Origin of the sequence: Nostoc sp. 'Peltigera membranacea cyanobiont' 210A, from assembly GCF_002246015.1 — a bacterium.
In the GTDB taxonomy this organism is placed as follows: Bacteria; Cyanobacteriota; Cyanobacteriia; order Cyanobacteriales; family Nostocaceae; genus Nostoc.
This window is the reverse complement of sequence record NZ_NOLJ01000015.1, coordinates 81,390-99,206: the sequence shown is the minus strand read 5'-3', so window position 1 is coordinate 99,206 and position 17,817 is coordinate 81,390. Positions and strand designations below refer to the sequence as shown.

The 17,817-nt window shown below is 43.9% G+C and carries 12 protein-coding genes and 1 pseudogene; 3 read left to right on the top strand and 10 right to left on the bottom strand.

What is annotated here, in order from left to right; all coding sequences use genetic code 11:
* Nucleotides 1–32 precede the first annotated feature (32 nt).
* Nucleotides 33–995, bottom strand: coding sequence for a general stress protein (locus tag CDG76_RS33460; protein WP_094353139.1), 963 nt, complete (start codon nucleotides 993–995; stop codon nucleotides 33–35).
* Between the two features lie 581 nt (nucleotides 996–1,576).
* Here CDG76_RS33460 and ypfJ point away from each other — a divergent pair.
* Complete coding sequence (gene ypfJ / locus CDG76_RS33450; RefSeq protein WP_094353137.1) at nucleotides 1,577–2,434, top strand: KPN_02809 family neutral zinc metallopeptidase; 858 nt, start codon at nucleotides 1,577–1,579, stop codon at nucleotides 2,432–2,434.
* 605 nt (nucleotides 2,435–3,039) lie between these two features.
* Here ypfJ and CDG76_RS33445 read toward each other — a convergent pair.
* Nucleotides 3,040–3,336: a DUF3288 family protein gene (locus CDG76_RS33445; RefSeq protein ID WP_094353136.1), complete on the bottom strand. Its 297-nt coding sequence runs from the start codon at nucleotides 3,334–3,336 to the stop codon at nucleotides 3,040–3,042.
* A 355-nt stretch (nucleotides 3,337–3,691) separates the two neighbouring features.
* On the opposite strand from CDG76_RS33445, the gene CDG76_RS33440 reads away from it, so the two are divergent.
* A complete protein-coding gene (locus tag CDG76_RS33440) occupies nucleotides 3,692–6,145 on the top strand; it encodes an ATP-dependent Clp protease ATP-binding subunit (RefSeq protein ID WP_094353135.1) in 2,454 nt (817 codons plus the stop codon).
* A 341-nt stretch (nucleotides 6,146–6,486) separates the two neighbouring features.
* On the opposite strand, the gene CDG76_RS33435 is transcribed toward CDG76_RS33440, so the two are convergent.
* On the bottom strand, nucleotides 6,487–7,992 hold the full coding sequence (locus tag CDG76_RS33435) for a DUF3131 domain-containing protein (RefSeq protein ID WP_190241064.1): 1,506 nt from the start codon (nucleotides 7,990–7,992) through the stop codon (nucleotides 6,487–6,489).
* A 175-nt stretch (nucleotides 7,993–8,167) separates the two neighbouring features.
* Between CDG76_RS33435 and CDG76_RS33430 the strand changes: the two genes are divergently transcribed.
* Nucleotides 8,168–8,743: a TIGR04376 family protein gene (locus tag CDG76_RS33430; RefSeq protein ID WP_094353134.1), complete on the top strand. Its 576-nt coding sequence runs from the start codon at nucleotides 8,168–8,170 to the stop codon at nucleotides 8,741–8,743.
* A gap of 550 nt (nucleotides 8,744–9,293) precedes the next feature.
* On the opposite strand, the pseudogene CDG76_RS33420 reads toward CDG76_RS33430, so the two are convergent.
* The 7 genes and pseudogenes from CDG76_RS33420 to CDG76_RS33390 all read right to left on the bottom strand — a co-directional run.
* A pseudogene (locus CDG76_RS33420) lies at nucleotides 9,294–9,953 on the bottom strand (IS4 family transposase); the annotation flags it as partial.
* Nucleotides 9,934–10,089 carry an IS4/Tn5 family transposase DNA-binding protein gene (locus tag CDG76_RS33415; protein WP_094348690.1) on the bottom strand — a complete coding sequence of 52 codons (156 nt, stop codon included), beginning with the start codon at nucleotides 10,087–10,089 and terminating at the stop codon, nucleotides 9,934–9,936. The pseudogene CDG76_RS33420 and the gene CDG76_RS33415, both read right to left, overlap by 20 nt.
* A gap of 212 nt (nucleotides 10,090–10,301) precedes the next feature.
* Complete coding sequence (locus CDG76_RS33410) at nucleotides 10,302–11,912, bottom strand: iron uptake porin (RefSeq protein ID WP_094353133.1); 1,611 nt, start codon at nucleotides 11,910–11,912, stop codon at nucleotides 10,302–10,304.
* Between the two features lie 169 nt (nucleotides 11,913–12,081).
* Nucleotides 12,082–13,128 (bottom strand): Gfo/Idh/MocA family oxidoreductase, encoded by a 1,047-nt coding sequence (locus CDG76_RS33405; protein WP_094353132.1) that lies wholly within the window; start codon nucleotides 13,126–13,128, stop codon nucleotides 12,082–12,084.
* A 185-nt stretch (nucleotides 13,129–13,313) separates the two neighbouring features.
* Complete coding sequence (locus CDG76_RS33400) at nucleotides 13,314–14,714, bottom strand: sugar porter family MFS transporter (RefSeq protein ID WP_094353131.1); 1,401 nt, start codon at nucleotides 14,712–14,714, stop codon at nucleotides 13,314–13,316.
* Between the two features lie 268 nt (nucleotides 14,715–14,982).
* Nucleotides 14,983–15,981, bottom strand: coding sequence for an ABC transporter permease subunit (locus CDG76_RS33395; RefSeq protein ID WP_094353130.1), 999 nt, complete (start codon nucleotides 15,979–15,981; stop codon nucleotides 14,983–14,985).
* The gene (locus CDG76_RS33390; RefSeq protein WP_094353129.1) at nucleotides 15,978–17,534 is read right to left on the bottom strand and encodes a sugar ABC transporter ATP-binding protein; all 1,557 of its coding nucleotides are present in this window, start codon (nucleotides 17,532–17,534) and stop codon (nucleotides 15,978–15,980) included. Before CDG76_RS33390 ends, CDG76_RS33395 begins: the two co-directional genes overlap by 4 nt.
* Nucleotides 17,535–17,817: the final 283 nt, after the last annotated feature.

Genomic DNA, 17,817 nt, shown 5'->3' with positions numbered 1-17,817 from the left:
AAGTTCGCTCTCATTAATGACAGCACCCGCTTTTAAGAACGAATTAACATTGGGTCATAAATTTGAGACTCTTGAACCCCATAATTACACAGAATAGACCTAGCTATATCTTGCTCATGATCTGTGCCACTAACGATAAGTATGTAATTGCCTTGCTCTATTTGCTCATTATAAAAGCGTGCCCACTCATCTGCTATTCCTAACCTCATAGCGTCAAAGCGTTCACTTAAATTAATGCCTGTTGACCCAACCAATTGAGAAAAGTCTTTGCAAATTAAGGAAATCTGGTTTACTGAAAAACCAGCGATACACATATCCTTAATTGCCGCTTCAGCATTATCTATGCTATTAAAGCAACTAACACTATACTTAGACATCATCCCACTTTTATTAGGAATTGCAGTAGCAGAAGTCGTTGTGGTCAGAGAATTTGTAGTTTCAGATTCACTGTTGAAATGCTCGTAAATACCAAACTCTTCAATACCCCAACGCTGTAGTATTTCTTGTACTTTAGCAATTTCAAAAGATGTACAATCCACGATTATTAAATAGTGTCCATCCTCTACTCGCTCGTTATATGCTCTAGCTTGCTCTGACGACATTCCCCAACCAACTAATGCACCAGCAAAAGTCCCAGTGGCAGCACCAATACTTGCCCCAACAAGGGTTGTAACCAAAGCAGTTGCCGCTGCCCCAGCCAGCATTATTGGGCCAACTCCAGGGATTGCTAAAGTACCAAGACCCACTAATAAACCAGTTAACCCACCAACAGCGCCCCCTGAAAGCCCTCCTACTGTTGCACCTTCGTCAGCTTTATCACCAGTGCCCTCTTTAACTTCATTATCGGTAATTTCATGATTCCGATCTGAATTTTGTACAACTACAGATACTTTCTCCATCGCCAAGCCAGAATCTCTCAACTCATGTATTGCCTTCTCCGCATCTATCCGATGAGTAAATACGCCTACAGCACGTTGATATTGACTTAAAACCATAATTACTCCTTGGTCGCAGGGGAAAGATTAATCACTGACAAAGTTGATTCTTCAGTACTTGTTATATTAAATACGAGTTGGTTCAATTCAAAACTATCCTTAGTAATAAAATACATTCTCTCGCTCATTAGGTAGGCAGTAACAGCCTCAACGGTGCAAGTCAAAAAGTGAATACACCAGGGAAGATCCCTAACTGATGCGAAATTATTATTAGTGAGTGACATGGGACAGCCTCAACTAAATTTGTATTTTCAACGCAGACATAACGACATTCCCCTGTGTTGATATTTTAAATTCTCACAGCTTGGTCATGGAATGCAAATTACGTGTTTGAAATTTCGCTTCTGTCCTGACTGTGGTTTTCCCTATAAGGAGTCCGAGAATTCTGTGTGATTTGATGAACAACCTGTTTAACAAAACCTTCCTAAAGGCTGACTGTCCTTTATTTATAGTTTGTCCGTAGGCAGAAGAGATCGATATATAGAATAAGTAATATTCATTTATATAGCTAAAAGGCTTGTGTAGATTTCATCCTACCTAGTTCAAGCCGTATTTTTTTATGAATTTGGTAAGCAGTAATTATGCGTTGGCAAATAGGTCGTCGGAGTACAAATGTTGAAGATCGGCGTGGGATGAAGATTTCCGCTCCTGTCGTGGGTGGGGGTGTAGGAGCAGCGCTCATATCGCTACTGGTTTTACTATTGGGTGGCGATCCTAGTGCCCTTTGGCAACAAGATTCCCCACCAAGTGATAGCCCGATAGCTGAGTCACCTCAAACAACAGGATCTCAAACTCAAGATCAAATGGCGGATTTTGTATCTGTTGTACTGGCTGATACAGAAGATACATGGAGTGAGCAGTTTCGGCAAGACGGAGAAACTTATGTAGAACCAAAGTTAGTTCTTTACTCAGGAGCGGTAGAGTCTGCTTGTGGATTTGCACGTTCAGCAGTTGGGCCGTTTTATTGTCCGCGCGATCAAAAGGTGTATATTGACTTGAGTTTTTATCGCGATTTGAAGACTCGATATCAGGCACCTGGAGATTTTGCTCAAGCATACGTGATTGCTCATGAAATTGGGCATCATGTCCAAAATTTACTGGGGATTTCGCAGCAAGTTCAAACCTTGCAGAACCAAGTGAGTCAGACACAAGCAAATCAGCTTTCTGTGCGATTAGAATTACAAGCAGACTGTTTTGCAGGTGTTTGGGCTAATCATGCTCAACGCTCACGGCAAGTTCTGGAGACAGGTGATATTGAAGAAGCATTGAACGCAGCTAGCAGTATTGGAGATGACCGCTTGCAAAAACAAGCTAAAGGCTATGCTGTGCCAGAATCTTTTACACATGGTAGTTCCGCCCAAAGGGTTCGTTGGTTTAAACAAGGTATCCAAACGGGCGATCCTCAGAAATGTAATACTTTTGCCAAGACAAATTCCTAACATAGAGCAGAATTCCGAATTCAGAATTCAGGAGTAAAATACGCTTTATATTTGGGCAAACAAACTTGAAATCTGCTGTATTTCAAGTTTTACGATTCTCTGGCAGCTATCGAGCTTTGTTGGCAAAACTTTCCCGATCCAGGAGCAGAAATTGAGGAAGCGATCGCCACAATCGATTTAGACTATTTCCAACAAGACTTGTCTAAACTCATCTCGTTCTGGAAACGAGGTATAGCAGTTCTCAGTTGAGTGAGGTACAAGAACCCCACCCCCAACCCCCTCCCGCAAGCAAGGAGGGGACTATGATGTACCTCATGTGATTAGTAAACGCTATAGCGATCGCAAGCAAGGTTTATTTTAATATTCCAAAAACTATTTGGCTATTTATTTACCACTAACCCAGTAAGTAAAAATACTCCCTTATGATTAGCCATTTCCCGGTAGATTAGAAAAGAAAAACATGGTGTACAATTCACAGTGATATCTGAATTAAGCAAAGGCACAGAATTAGCGATGCCTACGGTGGTCACTGAGCTTTGTCGAAGTGCGGGCTTTGCCAACGCGATTCCAGCGCTGAGTCAGGAGTTAGGAATGGAAAAGAATAACTAATTCCAATCCTGTTCATCTTTCTTGCCACGGCTTTTGTAAATTCCACCCAAATCGTGAATTTGACGAGTTTTCTCAAAAAGCTCGGCTTCGGTCAAACCCCACTGTTGCAAAACTTTATCTAGGTCTTTTTGGATGTCTCTCGCCCCTGGAAACCCTTGATAGCGCATTCGCAGTCTAGCCAATTCTGCTAAGTTATAGTCTGTCGCCTCTTGAGCGAGTAAAATATCAATAAGGGGGCGATCGCGGTTATAAAGTGGATGTTGTTGATCTTTACCGGCCGTTGCTTCAGTCATTTTCAGTCCTGAGTGATAAGTTAGGAGTTAGGAGTTAAAAGTTAAAAGTTAAGAGTACTGAGTCTTGGTTTTTAAGTTTAGCCGAGAGCAGAGGAGCAGAAAAGACAAAATAAAATAATCTTCTGCACTTAAAAGCTAATTGTAAAATTGATAACTCCTTACTTAATTATTACTCCTAACTCATTACTCCTAACTCACATTAGACGGCAAGTACACCTGATGTCTTACGGCTCTCACCACTGCCACTTAACTTTAAATAAAGTTACATTAGTCCTTAAGAAAATACAAAAAACTTTAGATGAGGGTGAATTTTATCTCACCCAAAGTCCAAGCAGCGAGGGAGCAATAACCCATTATGTTTGAACACTTCACTTCCGAAGCCATTAGAGTAATTATGTTAGCTCAGGAGGAAGCACGTCGCCTGGGACATAACTTCGTAGGAACTGAGCAAATTCTCCTGGGTTTAATGGGAGAAGGAACTGGGGTTGCTGCTAAAGTGCTAGCTGAATTAGGCGTTACCCTCAAAGATGCACGTCGCGAGGTAGAAAAAATTATTGGTAGGGGTTCTGGCTTTGTACCACCAGAAATTCCTTTTACTCCTAAAGTAAAAAGCCTCTTCGAGCAATCGTTTAAAGAAGCTCACAGTCTAGGACAGAATTACATAAACACTGAACACTTACTCTTAGGGTTAACCGAGGCTGGTGAAGGTGTCGCCGCCAAAGTACTGCAAAATCTAGGGGTTGACTTCAAGAGTGTCCGCAGTGCCATAGTTCGCCGTTTGGGTGAAAATGCACCAGCTTTTGCTGGTAGTGGTAATCAAAAGCGCACCCAACCATTAACAATGGAAGAATTTGGCAGAAATTTGACCAAATTAGCCCAAGAAGGCAGACTCGACCCCGTAGTTGGTCGCCAAAAGGAAATTGAGCGGGCGATCCAAATTCTCGGTCGCCGTACTAAGAATAACCCAGTGTTGATTGGAGAACCCGGAGTTGGTAAAACTGCGATCGCAGAAGGTCTAGCTCAACGTATTATCAACCAGGATGTTCCTGAAAGCTTACAAGACAAGCAAGTTATCAGCCTCGATATGGGGTCATTGGTAGCTGGAACTCGCTTCCGGGGCGATTTTGAAGAACGCATCAAAAAAGTCGTGGAAGAAGTTCGCACTGTGGGCAATATCATCCTGGTGATTGACGAAATTCACACCTTGGTTGGCGCTGGTGGTACAGAAGGTGGCTTGGATGCAGCCAACATCCTCAAACCTGCTTTAGCACGGGGTGAACTCCAGTGCATCGGCGCAACTACCTTGGATGAGTATCGTAAGCATATTGAGCGTGATGCTGCCCTAGAGCGTCGTTTCCAACCGATTAAGGTTGGGGAACCATCGGTAGAGGAAACCGTACAAATTCTTTACGGCTTGCGCGGTGCTTACGAACAACACCACAAAGTCACAATTTTGGATGCGGCACTTGTGGCAGCAGCAGAATTATCAGACCGCTATATTAGCGATCGCTTCTTGCCCGATAAGGCAATAGACTTGATTGATGAAGCTGGTTCTCGCGTTCGTCTGCGGAACTCCCAAAGTTCTCCCAATAAAGAACTTAAGCGTGAACTCGCTGGCGTTACCAAAGAAAAAGAAGCAGCAGTCAGAGTCCAAGATTTTGACAAAGCTACACAACTGCGCGACCAAGAATTAAAACTCGCAGAACAACTGCAAGCAACGTTTACACCAAATGAGCAACCTGTCAACTCGACTGTAGTTGACGAAGAAGACATTGCCCAAATCGTTGCCTCTTGGACTGGCGTACCAGTCAACAAGCTAACTGAATCTGAGTCAGAGTTGCTTCTACACCTAGAAGACACTCTGCATCAGCGGCTCATCGGACAAGAGCAAGCAGTTACGGCTGTTTCTCGCGGTATTCGTCGCGCCCGTGTCGGCTTAAAAAATCCCAATCGTCCCATTGCTAGCTTTATCTTCTCTGGCCCCACTGGAGTTGGTAAAACAGAATTGGCTAAGGCACTAGCTTCCTACTTCTTCGGTGCGGAAGACTCGATGATTCGGCTAGATATGTCCGAATACATGGAAAGCCACACCGTCGCCAAGCTAATTGGTTCGCCTCCTGGTTATGTAGGATACGACGAAGGCGGACAACTTACAGAAGCCGTGCGGCGGAAACCATACTCAGTGCTGCTATTCGACGAAATCGAAAAAGCGCACCCCGATGTATTCAATATGTTGCTGCAACTCTTGGATGACGGTCATCTTACCGATGCCAAAGGTCGGAAAGTGGACTTCAAGAATACGCTGATCATTTTGACTTCTAACATCGGTTCCAAGGTGATTGAAAAAGGTGGTAGTGGCTTAGGCTTTGACTTCGACACTCAAGCTGATGCTAGTTATAACCGCATCCGCACCTTGGTAAATGAGGAATTGAAAGCTTACTTCCGTCCTGAGTTCCTTAACCGTCTTGATGAGATTATCGTCTTCACCCAGCTTTCCAGGGATGAAGTTAAGCAAATCGCCGAAATTATGCTTCGCGATGTTGCTAGCCGCTTGACAGAAAAAGGAATTATCTTAGAAGTTAGCGATCGCTTCAAAGAGCTTGTGGTACAAGAAGGCTATAACCCCAGCTACGGCGCTAGGCCGTTACGTCGGGCAATTATGCGCCTCCTAGAAGATTCTCTCGCCGAAGCAATGCTGTCTGGTGAAATTACAGATGGAGACACAGCCCTTATCGATGTTGATGATGACTCTAAAGTGAGAGTACAAAAATCAGAAAAACGAGAATTGCTCTTGGCAAATGTTGGCTAATTTTATACCCGATCGCTTTTTACTGTAATATTTGAGAAACACTCCAGCCTCTTGCGTAGAGCAGAGGCACAAACAGGGTCATCTCAGACAAATATTAAGTGAAATGGTATTATTTCTCACCCCTAGTAGAAATGCTAGGGGTTTTTTTATGCGATTTATTTTGAGTGGGCAATACCCGTCTACACACTGTAGCAAATAGAGGATTGAGGAGGGATACGATCGCGGACATGAAATAATACCAATTCAATTAATGATTGCAACACATCCTTGGGTAAAGACGCGATGAATCGCGTCTCTACAAATGGTCTATTTGTCGCATTCTTTTTTCAAATTGGTATAACTTACGGTCTTTTTATAGTCTTCTCGGTTGACTTATGGCTCCTGACTCCTGCCCAAACAGTAAGTGGCTGCCCAACTTGCTTATACAGTAAGCTTTCCAGAATTACACCATTATTGTTAGCGGTGAGAGTTTTATTCGGCTGATGCAGAGACTCATAAAAACCGTTGTACCAGCCTTCTTGAGACTTAAGATTGCCTTGAACGAAATCAAATAACTGACGGGTATAAGTAGTGTTATAAAGCACATGCCAGCCGATCGCAGCTTTGGCACTGAGGAATCGCAAATCGTTGTGTTGTTCTCTGGTATCTGCGATGGTTGCCCAAGGTTGTCCGTTGACAAATAGGCTGCTGTAAACAAAGTATGGCGCGCGATCTAAGTTGTCTTCGGTGACGGCGGTTAATTGTTTTGTCGCTTCATAACGCGCTGCTTGGGCAGCTAAAATCCGATCGGCATAAGCTTTAGGCAAAGCTTGAAACCCAGTTTCAATGCCATCTAAGATATAGGGTTCGCTAAGAACGTAGTTATTGGCTCCAGAGTTTTTATAGTCACGTTTGTCGTAAGGAATTCCCTGTCCATAAAGATCGACAAAGGCAGTATGGGACTGATAATCTAAAGCTTTATTAACATCCAAGCCCCAAAGCTTCAAACCATAAGCAGCATAATTCTCATAGCCCAAGCGACCTTCTTGATTGTATTGTTCTTTGCCTTTGATGACAGCAGTACCATACATTTGACCGTTTGTGGTCAGACGCTTGACTTGCCAGTGTTTCCAAACTGCTGCTGTTTGCGATCGCATTTCTGGATACTTTGCCTCGACAATCTTCAACCAGATTGCCATTCTTCCTAAATCAATGGCTGACCAACCAATTTCTTCCCGTTTTTCTAGTTGACCATAATTAACAGGTACGAGAGTTTTCGCATTGTAAACTTTGTTAGGTAGTTCTCCTTTATACAAAGGCATTGACGCCAGTGTATTCAACATTTTGCTCATTTTGGCTTCAAATTCAGCCGCAGGCACGATATTCAGTTCTCTAGCACTGACTAAGGCTGCGATCGCTGCTGTCTGATCCCACATACTTACAGCAGCAAAGCCATCAACAGAATTGATCAAGCCAGTTTCATCGTTCCAGTTGCGTTGGAAGTATGACCAAGCCTGACGGGCCGTTGTCATTTCTTCTGGGGTCAGTTTTCCAACTCCGGGAGCAACGTATGGAATTATGGCTACTGTTAATTGATTCTTAGGAATGGGTTGACCTGGCAAAACTACGGATTGAGCATCAAGGCTAGCAACTATTTCAGCTTCTTTTGCACTAGAGACAGGGCTTTGGGGTTTCTCTGGTTGGGAAGCAGTTGGGGATGTTGATATTTCAGGTTTTTTTATAGAAGTATTGGAAAGCTGCTTAGACCAACCATTTAAAAGTGCGATCGCGATCGCAGCGGTAACTACTCCTCCTACAGAAGCTAGTATAGACAAGCTCTTAGGTGGTGGTTGAAAGTCAGAACTCATACTGATTAAAGCCTTATTTTGTAAGTCAGGGTTATTTGCGTAGTTTCACTAAATACATTCTTCCCAACTTTGAAATCTAACTAACACCCAGAGTTCACCCGATGGGAACTATTAAAATTTACATTCCGCCCACTACAATAAAATAGTCACGCACCCGATCTCTGGAGTTCTAGCAGTGGGCTTATTTGATGATTTGAGTCGGTTTCTAGAAAACCGTTTAGAAGAATTCTTGCGTAATAATCCACATTTGGAGTTAGAGGCGCTGCTAGAACAGCTGCGTGAGCAAGAAGAAGACACATTAAAGCTAATCGCAGATTTAAGATTACAAGAGAAGCGATCGCAAGAAGAAATTCTCTCCACCGCGCAAGAAATTCAGCGTTGGCATATCCGAATTCAAAAAGCCAAAAACGCCAATAGAGAGGATTTGGCGGCGGCGGCGGGTGAGCGAGAAGCAGCCCTGTTGCGCGAAGGAAATCAGCGCTGGGGACACATGCAAGGGCTGAAAGAACGCATTAACCAATCTCAGGAACTACTGCAAAAAATTCAGCAACGGCGACAGGAGGTACAAGCTAAAGCCGCCGAAGCACAGACAGCCCGTGCTAAAGCGCAAACCCAGCAGCGTTCGGAAAGCATTGGCTGGTCGAATCAGACTAGTAATTATTCTGGTGGGTTTGATGATTTAGAAGAGAAGTTCCGTAGCTGGGAAACTCAGGATGAGTTAGAGCAAATGAAGCGGAATATGCAGAAGTAGCGCGTATTGGCTAAAATACGCCGAAATAGCAAATGAGTACGCCGAAGTAACAAATGCGTACGCCGAAATAACAAATGAGTTCGCCGAAATAACAAATGAGTACCCCGAAATAGCAAATGCGTACGCCGAAATAACAAATGCGTACGCTGAAGTAACAAATGCGTACGCCGAAATAGCAAATGAGTTCGCCGAAATAACAAATGCGTACGCCGAAATAACAAATGCGTACGCCGAAATAGCAAATGAGTACGCTGAAATAGCAAATGCGATCGCCAAAGTAACAAATGCGTAGGCGTAGCCAGCCGTAGGCATCGCCAAAAATAGCTTACTCACTTGGTTTTTCGCGTCAGTTTTACCCCACCCTAACCCTCCCCTTGGAAAGGGGAGGGAACAAGATTTCTTATTTCCCCCCTTTATAAGGCTATGCATTAGTCACATGTTTCTTAACATTGCTGTAAGTAAGTCAGGAAAAGGATTATGGAACAATGCAACATGTAGATAGTTGACAAAAGGAGGAGAATGTGAATAAGGTTAATTTGATCGGCGATCGCTAAATACATATTTGACAATTCTGGTAGAGTAGTTTCCAGGTTGCAGCGATATCGTGTAATCGCTGTAATCCCCGCCAAATAGTCTTAACACCAGGTTCTCCATCACCCTTTCGACCTAAAAAGCCACCTAATATTGCAATCATTCGTACTGCTTCGCGTAAAGAAGGCGGCTTTTTGGGTGGGATTGGATTTTTGTTGATAGTGGCACACAAAGACTGCCATTCATCGATTTCTAGAACAGAATCACATGGCATATCAGGGTTAAATCTGGCTTCATAAGTTAGCCATAACAAACGCCACGCCACAATTGAATATGTTGCCAGTGCCATATCGATTCGCCTTGCGGTTTCAAGCTGTAATTTTTCAATTCCACAACCACTTTTTAATGTGTAGTGGTAACGTTCTATCAACCAACGATATGTGTACCAGCGAACGCAACGGGCAGCCTCTTCAAAACTGTTAGCTTTAAGGGTAGTAAGCAACAACCAGCTAATCGGTTTGATTCCATCTGGCGGGTTTTCTTCAAGTGCCAGAATTACCTGCAATTTTACAGGCTTCAACTGTAAACGTCGGATATGGTGTAAGGGTACTTGTATCTCAAAAGTGGCTTGAAAGAGTGTTAGTTTTGCTGTCCTTGCATCACGCTCTGGGTTTCGCTTGTATGTTTCCACAGGCTTGAGGTACGCTGCTGCTTGGTTGTGCTGCCAAGTCTTCTACGATCCTTACCAGACGCTTGTTTCGTCTTGCGTCTCCTAAATCTGCCTGTTTTAATTCGGATGCTGCCCATTTTTCCATGATGCACCATTACCCTCAAATATTCTCTTCTCTCAAAAACTATACCTATCAATGCTTTTGGCATATTTTAAGTAAGTTGTATTTTTGTTGAGAAAGATGCGGGTAATGGATAGCCTTATAAAGGGGGGAAACTTGAAATCTTGCGCCCTCCCCTTCACAAGGGGAGGGTTGGGGAGGGGTGATTCAAGGATTTTTGCAAGAGGTCTATTCAGTTAAAAATCGAAGGTTGTCCGAAGCACACCCACATACTGCGTATCATTGCTGCTGTCGTTTTCCGGGTTGAGAATCACCCAAAAACCAGGAGTAACTGAGATGTTGTCATTTAGTCGATAACGATAAAATGCTTCGATATGGTAAGCGTTGTCTCGCTCTTGACGAACATCACTGTTAGAGACATGGGGTGGTATACCAAAGAGAATTCCTGGCAGATTGCCTCTACCACCCACATCGGGAAACGACACACCAATCGCCCCAAACCAGACATTGGCATTGTCACCATTGTTCACAAATAGAGAATCTGTTCCACCCCTACCATTGGAAATATCACTCAAACCAGAACTCTTAGCATTTGCCCAAATATATCCACCCCAAGCGTGGACTTGGAAATTCGGGGAGAAGCGATAGTATCCCTGTGTGCCGACAATATCGTTGGAAGTAGCAATGTTGTTGCCAAAGGGAGCGTTTGACAAGACACTACCCGTCCCAGCGGAGATATCGGGTACTCCACCAGGGCTATAGCCATGAGAGTAGGCAACACCAATTGCTCCTTGCTTACCATAATAGGCTAAGTGCGCTAAGGCGTTGTAGCCGCCATCAAACAAGCCGTTGCTCCCCGATGGCACATTAGGACTGTTTGCTAAATAGCCCAAGGTAAGAACCAAGTCTTTGGTAATGTTCCAGTTAGCGGCTGCACCACCGCCACCTCGCCGGAATAAGGGACTGTATGACCCAAAAAGTGAGGGAACTCCATTGCCGTCATCAGCAATTGTGGGAGGAGTGACGGTGGTTGAAATGTCGGTGTAACCAATGCCTGTAGGCCCAACAACGAAGTTAAGGGAATCACTGACTGGGAAGTAATAACGGATGTGAGGGACAAAAAGTGTCTCGTTGCTGTCATAATCGAAGTTCAGGCGTGTCATCCCTGTGCCTGTGGCTGCGGCAATTTGGCTGCCAACATTGGACGCAAAGTTACCAAATTCTAGCCGGACTCGCAATAAATCTTTGCCAGTGAAACTGCTCTCAAAGTTGAGACGACCCCGATTTGAAAAGTAGAGATTGGATTCATCGCGATCGCCACCTACTCTATCACCAAAGGTATCACTAATGGCGGTAATAATTTGAGCATTCAACCTAGTAGTTGTGGAAAACTGCTGCGCCTCCAATGTTGCTGTATGTGCTTCTAAGGTATCTACTCGTCCGCGCAGAGTTGTCAGTTCTGTGGCAAAGTCTTGCTGCAACTTTTGCATCACTGCCAAATCTTGCTTATTAACTAAATCGCTAGTAGCTGTAGAAATTAACTCATTAATCCGATCCAAACAAGCATTTAAACCTGCGGCAAACTCATAACGGGTTAAGGCACGGTTGCCGCGATAGGTGGAATTGGGATAACCTGCAATACAACCGTAGCGTTCCACCAGCGATTGCAATGCACCAAATGCCCAATCGGTTGGTTGTACATCAGAAAACTGGGAAACAGAAGTGACTTGTCCCTGCAAACTCCTATTAGCATCTGCTGCATTAGGATCATCTTCTGGAGGTGCTGCCCAAACTGCTGGAATTGCCAAAAATAGAAGAAAAAAGCTATAAAAAAGAGTTTTGATCATTGGTTTATTAGTTGAAAATGGTTTAAATCTGACTTTGTAACGAAAGAGTACAAGAACCCCACCCCCAACCCCCTCCCCGCAAGCGAGGAGGGGGCTAAGATGTACCTTGTATGATTAGGAAACGCTACATGAGCTAATCTACATATTTTGATTTGGGGTTTTAGGTCACTTAAAGCAACGCTATGAGTTTTTGCTCATTGCTGCTTTTAATAGCCGCTTCTATAATTCGCATTACATTAATTCCGTCTTCGGCAGTAACAGCAATTGGCTGATTATTAACAATAGATTTATACACGGCATCGTAATAGCCTAAATAGCTACCTTGTGAACTTTTGACTTTTTCTCGAATTACTTTTGTGTCTTTTTCTGTATGCAGCAAGCCATATTCACTTTCCGGCTCTGTATACCAATCAAGTGTGTTGGGCTTCATCCCTGCAACTAAATACTCTTCTTGTTTATCGGCTCTGCTTTTAAGAAAAGAACCCTTCGTGCCATGTATGATATAGGCTGGCGCAGGTTCACGCACAAGGAAGCTTGCTTTTAATTTGACGCGCAGTTTGTCGTAGTATAGTATCAACTCAAAATAATCATCTACCTGCGATCGCAGCCTGGTTATACGGATGTCTGCAAAAATAGCATCAGGCATCCCAAATAGATGCAAAGCTTGGTCTATCAAGTGCGGCCCTAAATTATTTAATGTTCCTGCCCCCGGACTTGGAACTTCTACATGCTGTTTATGGCTGAGGGTTGGTTTGTATTTTTGAAACTGAAATTCTGCTTCAATAATATCACCTAGTAAACCTTCTTGGACAATTTTTTTGACTGTTTTAAAATCACTATCCCACCTCCGGTTTTGATATACAGATAATTTTTTGCCCTGTTTTTGCGCCAATTCTTTCAGGTTTTGGGCTTCTGCTAGCGTTGTGGTGAATGCTTTTTCTACCACTACATGTTTATCTGCTAGCAATGCCTGTTTAGCATAATCGTAATGGGTATAAGTGGGTGTATTTACGACCACTAAGATTACTCGATCGTCTGCTAGCAATTCTTCTAAAGAAGGATAGCTTTTTACATGAGGATAATGTTGCTGTATCAGCTTTTTGCTTCTTTCCCAAGAACCGGCTAATTTAAATCCGGGATGCAAATCAATAAACGGCGCATGAAATACCATGCCGGATAAACCAGAAGAACAAAGAGCCGTATTGATAGTTTCCATCTTTTTAGTAATTGACTGAAGCGAAATTTGGTATTTAGTTATTGCCTGATATTTGTTTACTGGATGTAGGATCGCAGAGGAGAGCAAGGGGAGAGAAAATACCTCTCCTCCTCTACAAATTACGAACTACGAATTACGAATTACGAACTTGTACTGAGCGTAGCCGAAGTATTACGAATTACGAATTACATATCTTCTAACTCAATTCCTTTGGTTTCTTTAATAAAAAAGAGAATGAAAAAGAATGAGGTAGCTGCTGAAATTGTATAGAGTCCATAGGCAGAACCTAGACCGAAATATTGCAGTATAGGAGGAAATGTTGTGGAAATGACGAAATTAGCAACCCATTGCATAGCAGCAGCAATCGAAAGTGCGGCGGCTCGAATTTTGTTATTAAACATTTCTCCCAACAGTACCCAAACCACTGGCCCCCAGGAGAAACCGAAGCAAAAGACATAGAGGTTGGCTGCAATGAGAGCCATAGTCCCGGCGCTTCCGGTGAGATTGGGGTTCCCAGCAGCATCAAGGGGAGCATTGCCAAAGAGATAAGCCATCGTCCCCAAGGTCAATGTCATGCCGATTGACCCGATTATGAGTAAGGGTTTGCGGCCAAATTTATCTACGAAGGCGATCGCAATCAATGTTGTAATAATGTTGACGGCTCCTGTAATCACCGTAATTGTTAGGGAATCTTTTTCTGAGAACCCAACGGCACGCCACAAAACGCTGCTGTAGTAGAAGATTACATTAATCCCAACAAATTGCTGTAATACAGATAAGCCTATTCCTATCCAAACAATTGGGAGGAGTCCGCCACTTCTGCTTAAGAGGTCAGAAAACCTGGGTTGGCGTTCGCGAAGCACTGTCTGCCGAATTTCTTCGATTTTTGGCAGTACGTCACCCCCTAAAATCTTGGTCAAAACGTTAGCAGCTTCTGATTCTCGTCCTTTGGCAACCAAATAACGGGGAGATTCAGGAATTGTTAAAGCTACCATCCCGTAGAATATTGCTGGTGGGACTGCTGTCCAAAACATCCAGCGCCAAGCTGCAACCCCAAACAAAAACGGCGAGTCTGCTGAACCTGCTGACGTAGCGATAAAGTAGTCGCTCAATAAGGCAACGAAAATTCCCACTACGATCGCTAATTGTTGCAGAGATCCTAACCTTCCCCGCAAATGGGTGGGAGAACATTCGGCAATGTAAGCTGGGGCGATGACGCTAGCAACGCCGATGCCAATCCCACCTAATACTCGCCAAAAGATAAAATCCCAGATTGTGAAGGCAAATCCAGAGCCAATGGCACTGATAGTAAACAACGCCGAAGCGACCACCATTGCGTTGACTCGACCATAACGGTCTGCAATCTGTCCAGCAAAGAAGGCTCCTATCGCAGACCCCAGCAACGCTAGGGACACTGCTAGCCCTGTTACCCAACTACTGGTATTAAAAGCTTTTGCTAAAGATAAAACCGCACCGTTGATTACAGCAGTATCAAAACCGAATAAAAACCCGCCGAGGGCGGCGGCACCAGCAATCAAAATTACATAAAACGTGTTGGCTTTACGACGAATAGTAGTAGAAGACATAGTTTAAATATTGGGAATTGGGAATTGGGAATTGGGCACTTGTACTGAGCGTACCCCTCTGGGGAAGCAAGCTACGCGTAGCGTCTCGTAGAGAAGCCGAAGTATTGGGAATTGGGCATAGTTAGTTATTCTTTGCGTTCCCCAATCCCCAGTCTCTAGTAGTCTGTCAATAAATAATTGATGGATAAATTTCTTGTAGAGACGGCGATTTATCGCGTCTCTCTAACCGTCAAAATGAATTTGACAGACTACTAATCCATTTCATGCTTCAACGTCTGGAACGTCTGCGTAACCGATCGATCATTACTGCCAAAATAATTACTAGTCCTTTGACGACTAGTTGCCAGAAGTAAGATAGGTTCAACAAGGTTAAACCGTTGTTGAGAATCGCAATGATTAATGCACCTAAAAGTGTGCCGCCAATGGTGCCAATACCACCTGTGAAACTGGTTCCACCTAGAATAACAGCTGCGATCGCATCTAATTCATAACCCTGACCTAATACGCCACTGGCACTATAAAGACGGCTGGCGCTCATGATTCCTCCTAAGCCTGCCAGTAATCCGCTAATACCATAGACGAATAGCAACACCCGATTAACTTTAATCCCTGTTAATCTAGCTGCCCGCTCGTTACCACCAACGGCATATATCTGCACTCCTAAAACAGTTTGCCGCAACACAAACCAGCTAGCAATTACAGTCAGTAGCGCAATTATCACTAGCCAAGGAATGGGGCCGACGTATGTGTTACCCACCCAAGCAAAATTTATGTCCCGGTTAATCAGGGTTGTGCCTTTGGCAATTAAAAAGGCAACACCCCGCAAGGCTGTAAGTGAACCCAGCGTGACAATAAAAGGTGGCACATCCAAGAAGGTAATGAGCGCACCGTTGAGTAAGCCTAACAGCAATCCTGCAAGCAACGCAGCAGGTACAGCCGCCCAACTTAAAGCCGGTAGTAGCGATACCAGCAATGCAACTACCGCAGAAACAGCTAAGATTGACCCAACAGAAAGGTCAATACCTCCGGTGAGAATTACAAAGGTCATTCCTGTCGCCAGCACAATATTGATTGATGCCTGACGCAAGATATTGACGATGTTACCGCCGGTCAGGAAGTTGGGAGAAAGGAATGCAAATAAGATGCAGATAATTACTAGAATTGGCAGAATACCCGCAACTTCCAACAGAGTGCTGATTGATTTCCGGTTGCGAGCTGCGGGATTGTTGGCTGATTTATTGATAGGCGGTCTGACTGTTTGACTCATAATGCTGATACCTCCGATGCTCCAGTTGCATAGTGCATAATCTTTTCTTGGGTGATTTCTTTGCCAAGACTGCCATCCAGTTCGCCTACCAGCTGTCCTTCTCGCATCACCAAGACGCGATCGCTCATGCCGACAATCTCTGATAGTTCGCTGGAAACCATTAAAATAGCAACACCTTGCGCTGCTAATTCGCTCATAATTCGGTAAATTTCACTTTTAGCACCGATATCTACGCCGCGTGTCGGTTCATCTAACATCAACACTCTCGGTTTAATGGCTAACCAACGCGCTAGCAGTAGCTTCTGCTGATTACCACCAGAAAGATCCAATGCTCTAATTTCCAAATTGGCTAGGCGGATATTAAAGTTTTCCACCGCGTCTGTTGACAGCCGATTCACTGAAGGCCAGTTAACAATTCCAGCCTTTGCATCTTGCTTGAGTGTATTGATAGCAATATTCTTGCGGGCGCTCATCTCCAGAAATAAACCTTGGTCTTTGCGGTCTTCAGGAACGTAGCCAATTCCCGCTTCAATGGCATCACTGGGCGTATTAATTTCCAGTTTTTTGCCATTCAAGAATACTTCGCCACTAGCTTTACGGTCTGCACCAAAAATCAGCCGGGATAGTTCTGTGCGTCCGGCACCAACCAACCCAGCTAAACCCAGAATTTCTCCAGCATGAAGTTCAAAACTAGCCGGCTCAATCTTCTTGCGGGCATCGCTCATATTTCTGACTGACAGCACCACTGGGCCAGGATTCATTTGCCGTTGATGTTCGTAAAAGTCTTGCATGGAGCGACCGACCATCATCTGCACCAATCGCTGTGGAGAAATTTCACTGCGTGTCAGACTGCCAATATATTGACCATCACGCAACACGCTAATCCGGTCAGCTAGGGCATAGATTTCTTCCATGCGATGGCTGATGTAAATAATGGCAATGCCATCACGCCGCAGTTTGCGAATGACTTCAAATAAATGGTCGCTCTCGCGGTCAGATAGGGCGGCTGTTGGTTCATCCATTACCAAAACGCGGCTTTTATCCTTCAGCGCCCTGGCAATTTCCACTTGCTGCTGTTCGGCGATGGACAAAGTACCAACTATAGTCTGCGCGGTAAAATTGGCTCCCAGGCTGTCCAGCACTTCTTCTGCTTCGAGTTGCATCGCTTTGCGGTCTAAAAGCTGACCTCGCCGCAACTCGCTACCCATAAACATATTTTCGGTAACGGTTAAATTCGGTGCAACATTTAGTTCTTGATAAATGAGATTAATACCCGACTTCCGTGCTGTCGCCGGATCGGTAATTTTTAAAGGTTGACCATTGATGCGAATTTCTCCTTCGTCGGCAATATAAGCCCCAGCCAGGATTTTCATCAATGTGCTTTTGCCTGCTCCATTCTCACCCATCAGGGCGTGAACTTCTCCTGGGTAAATCGTGAGATTAACATTTTGGAGCGCAGATACACCATGAAATCGTTTTGTTATTCCTTGCATTTCTAACACTGGGGTGCTAGTTGGTGTATCAGAACGTGAGGTTTCAATATTGGTTGTCATGAGCAAAACCTGTAAAAACTATTTAAAATTCGCGAGCGGGAATTAGAAATTAATAAATTCATATTTGATTGATCGCAAAATCATGTTTTAAAAGCTGACTAGGAGTTGTAAAGAGATATTTTCATCCTTTGTTGTTAACGTTAGTTCAGAGAGATTCTTGGGAAAGTCTAAGTGCTATAAATAGACACTCAAACTTTCCACTGATGCACATACATAGCGATTATCAATTGGGTGCAGCAGAGTTTTAACCTCTTTCTAAACCCATCTTTCTATTAAAGAAAAC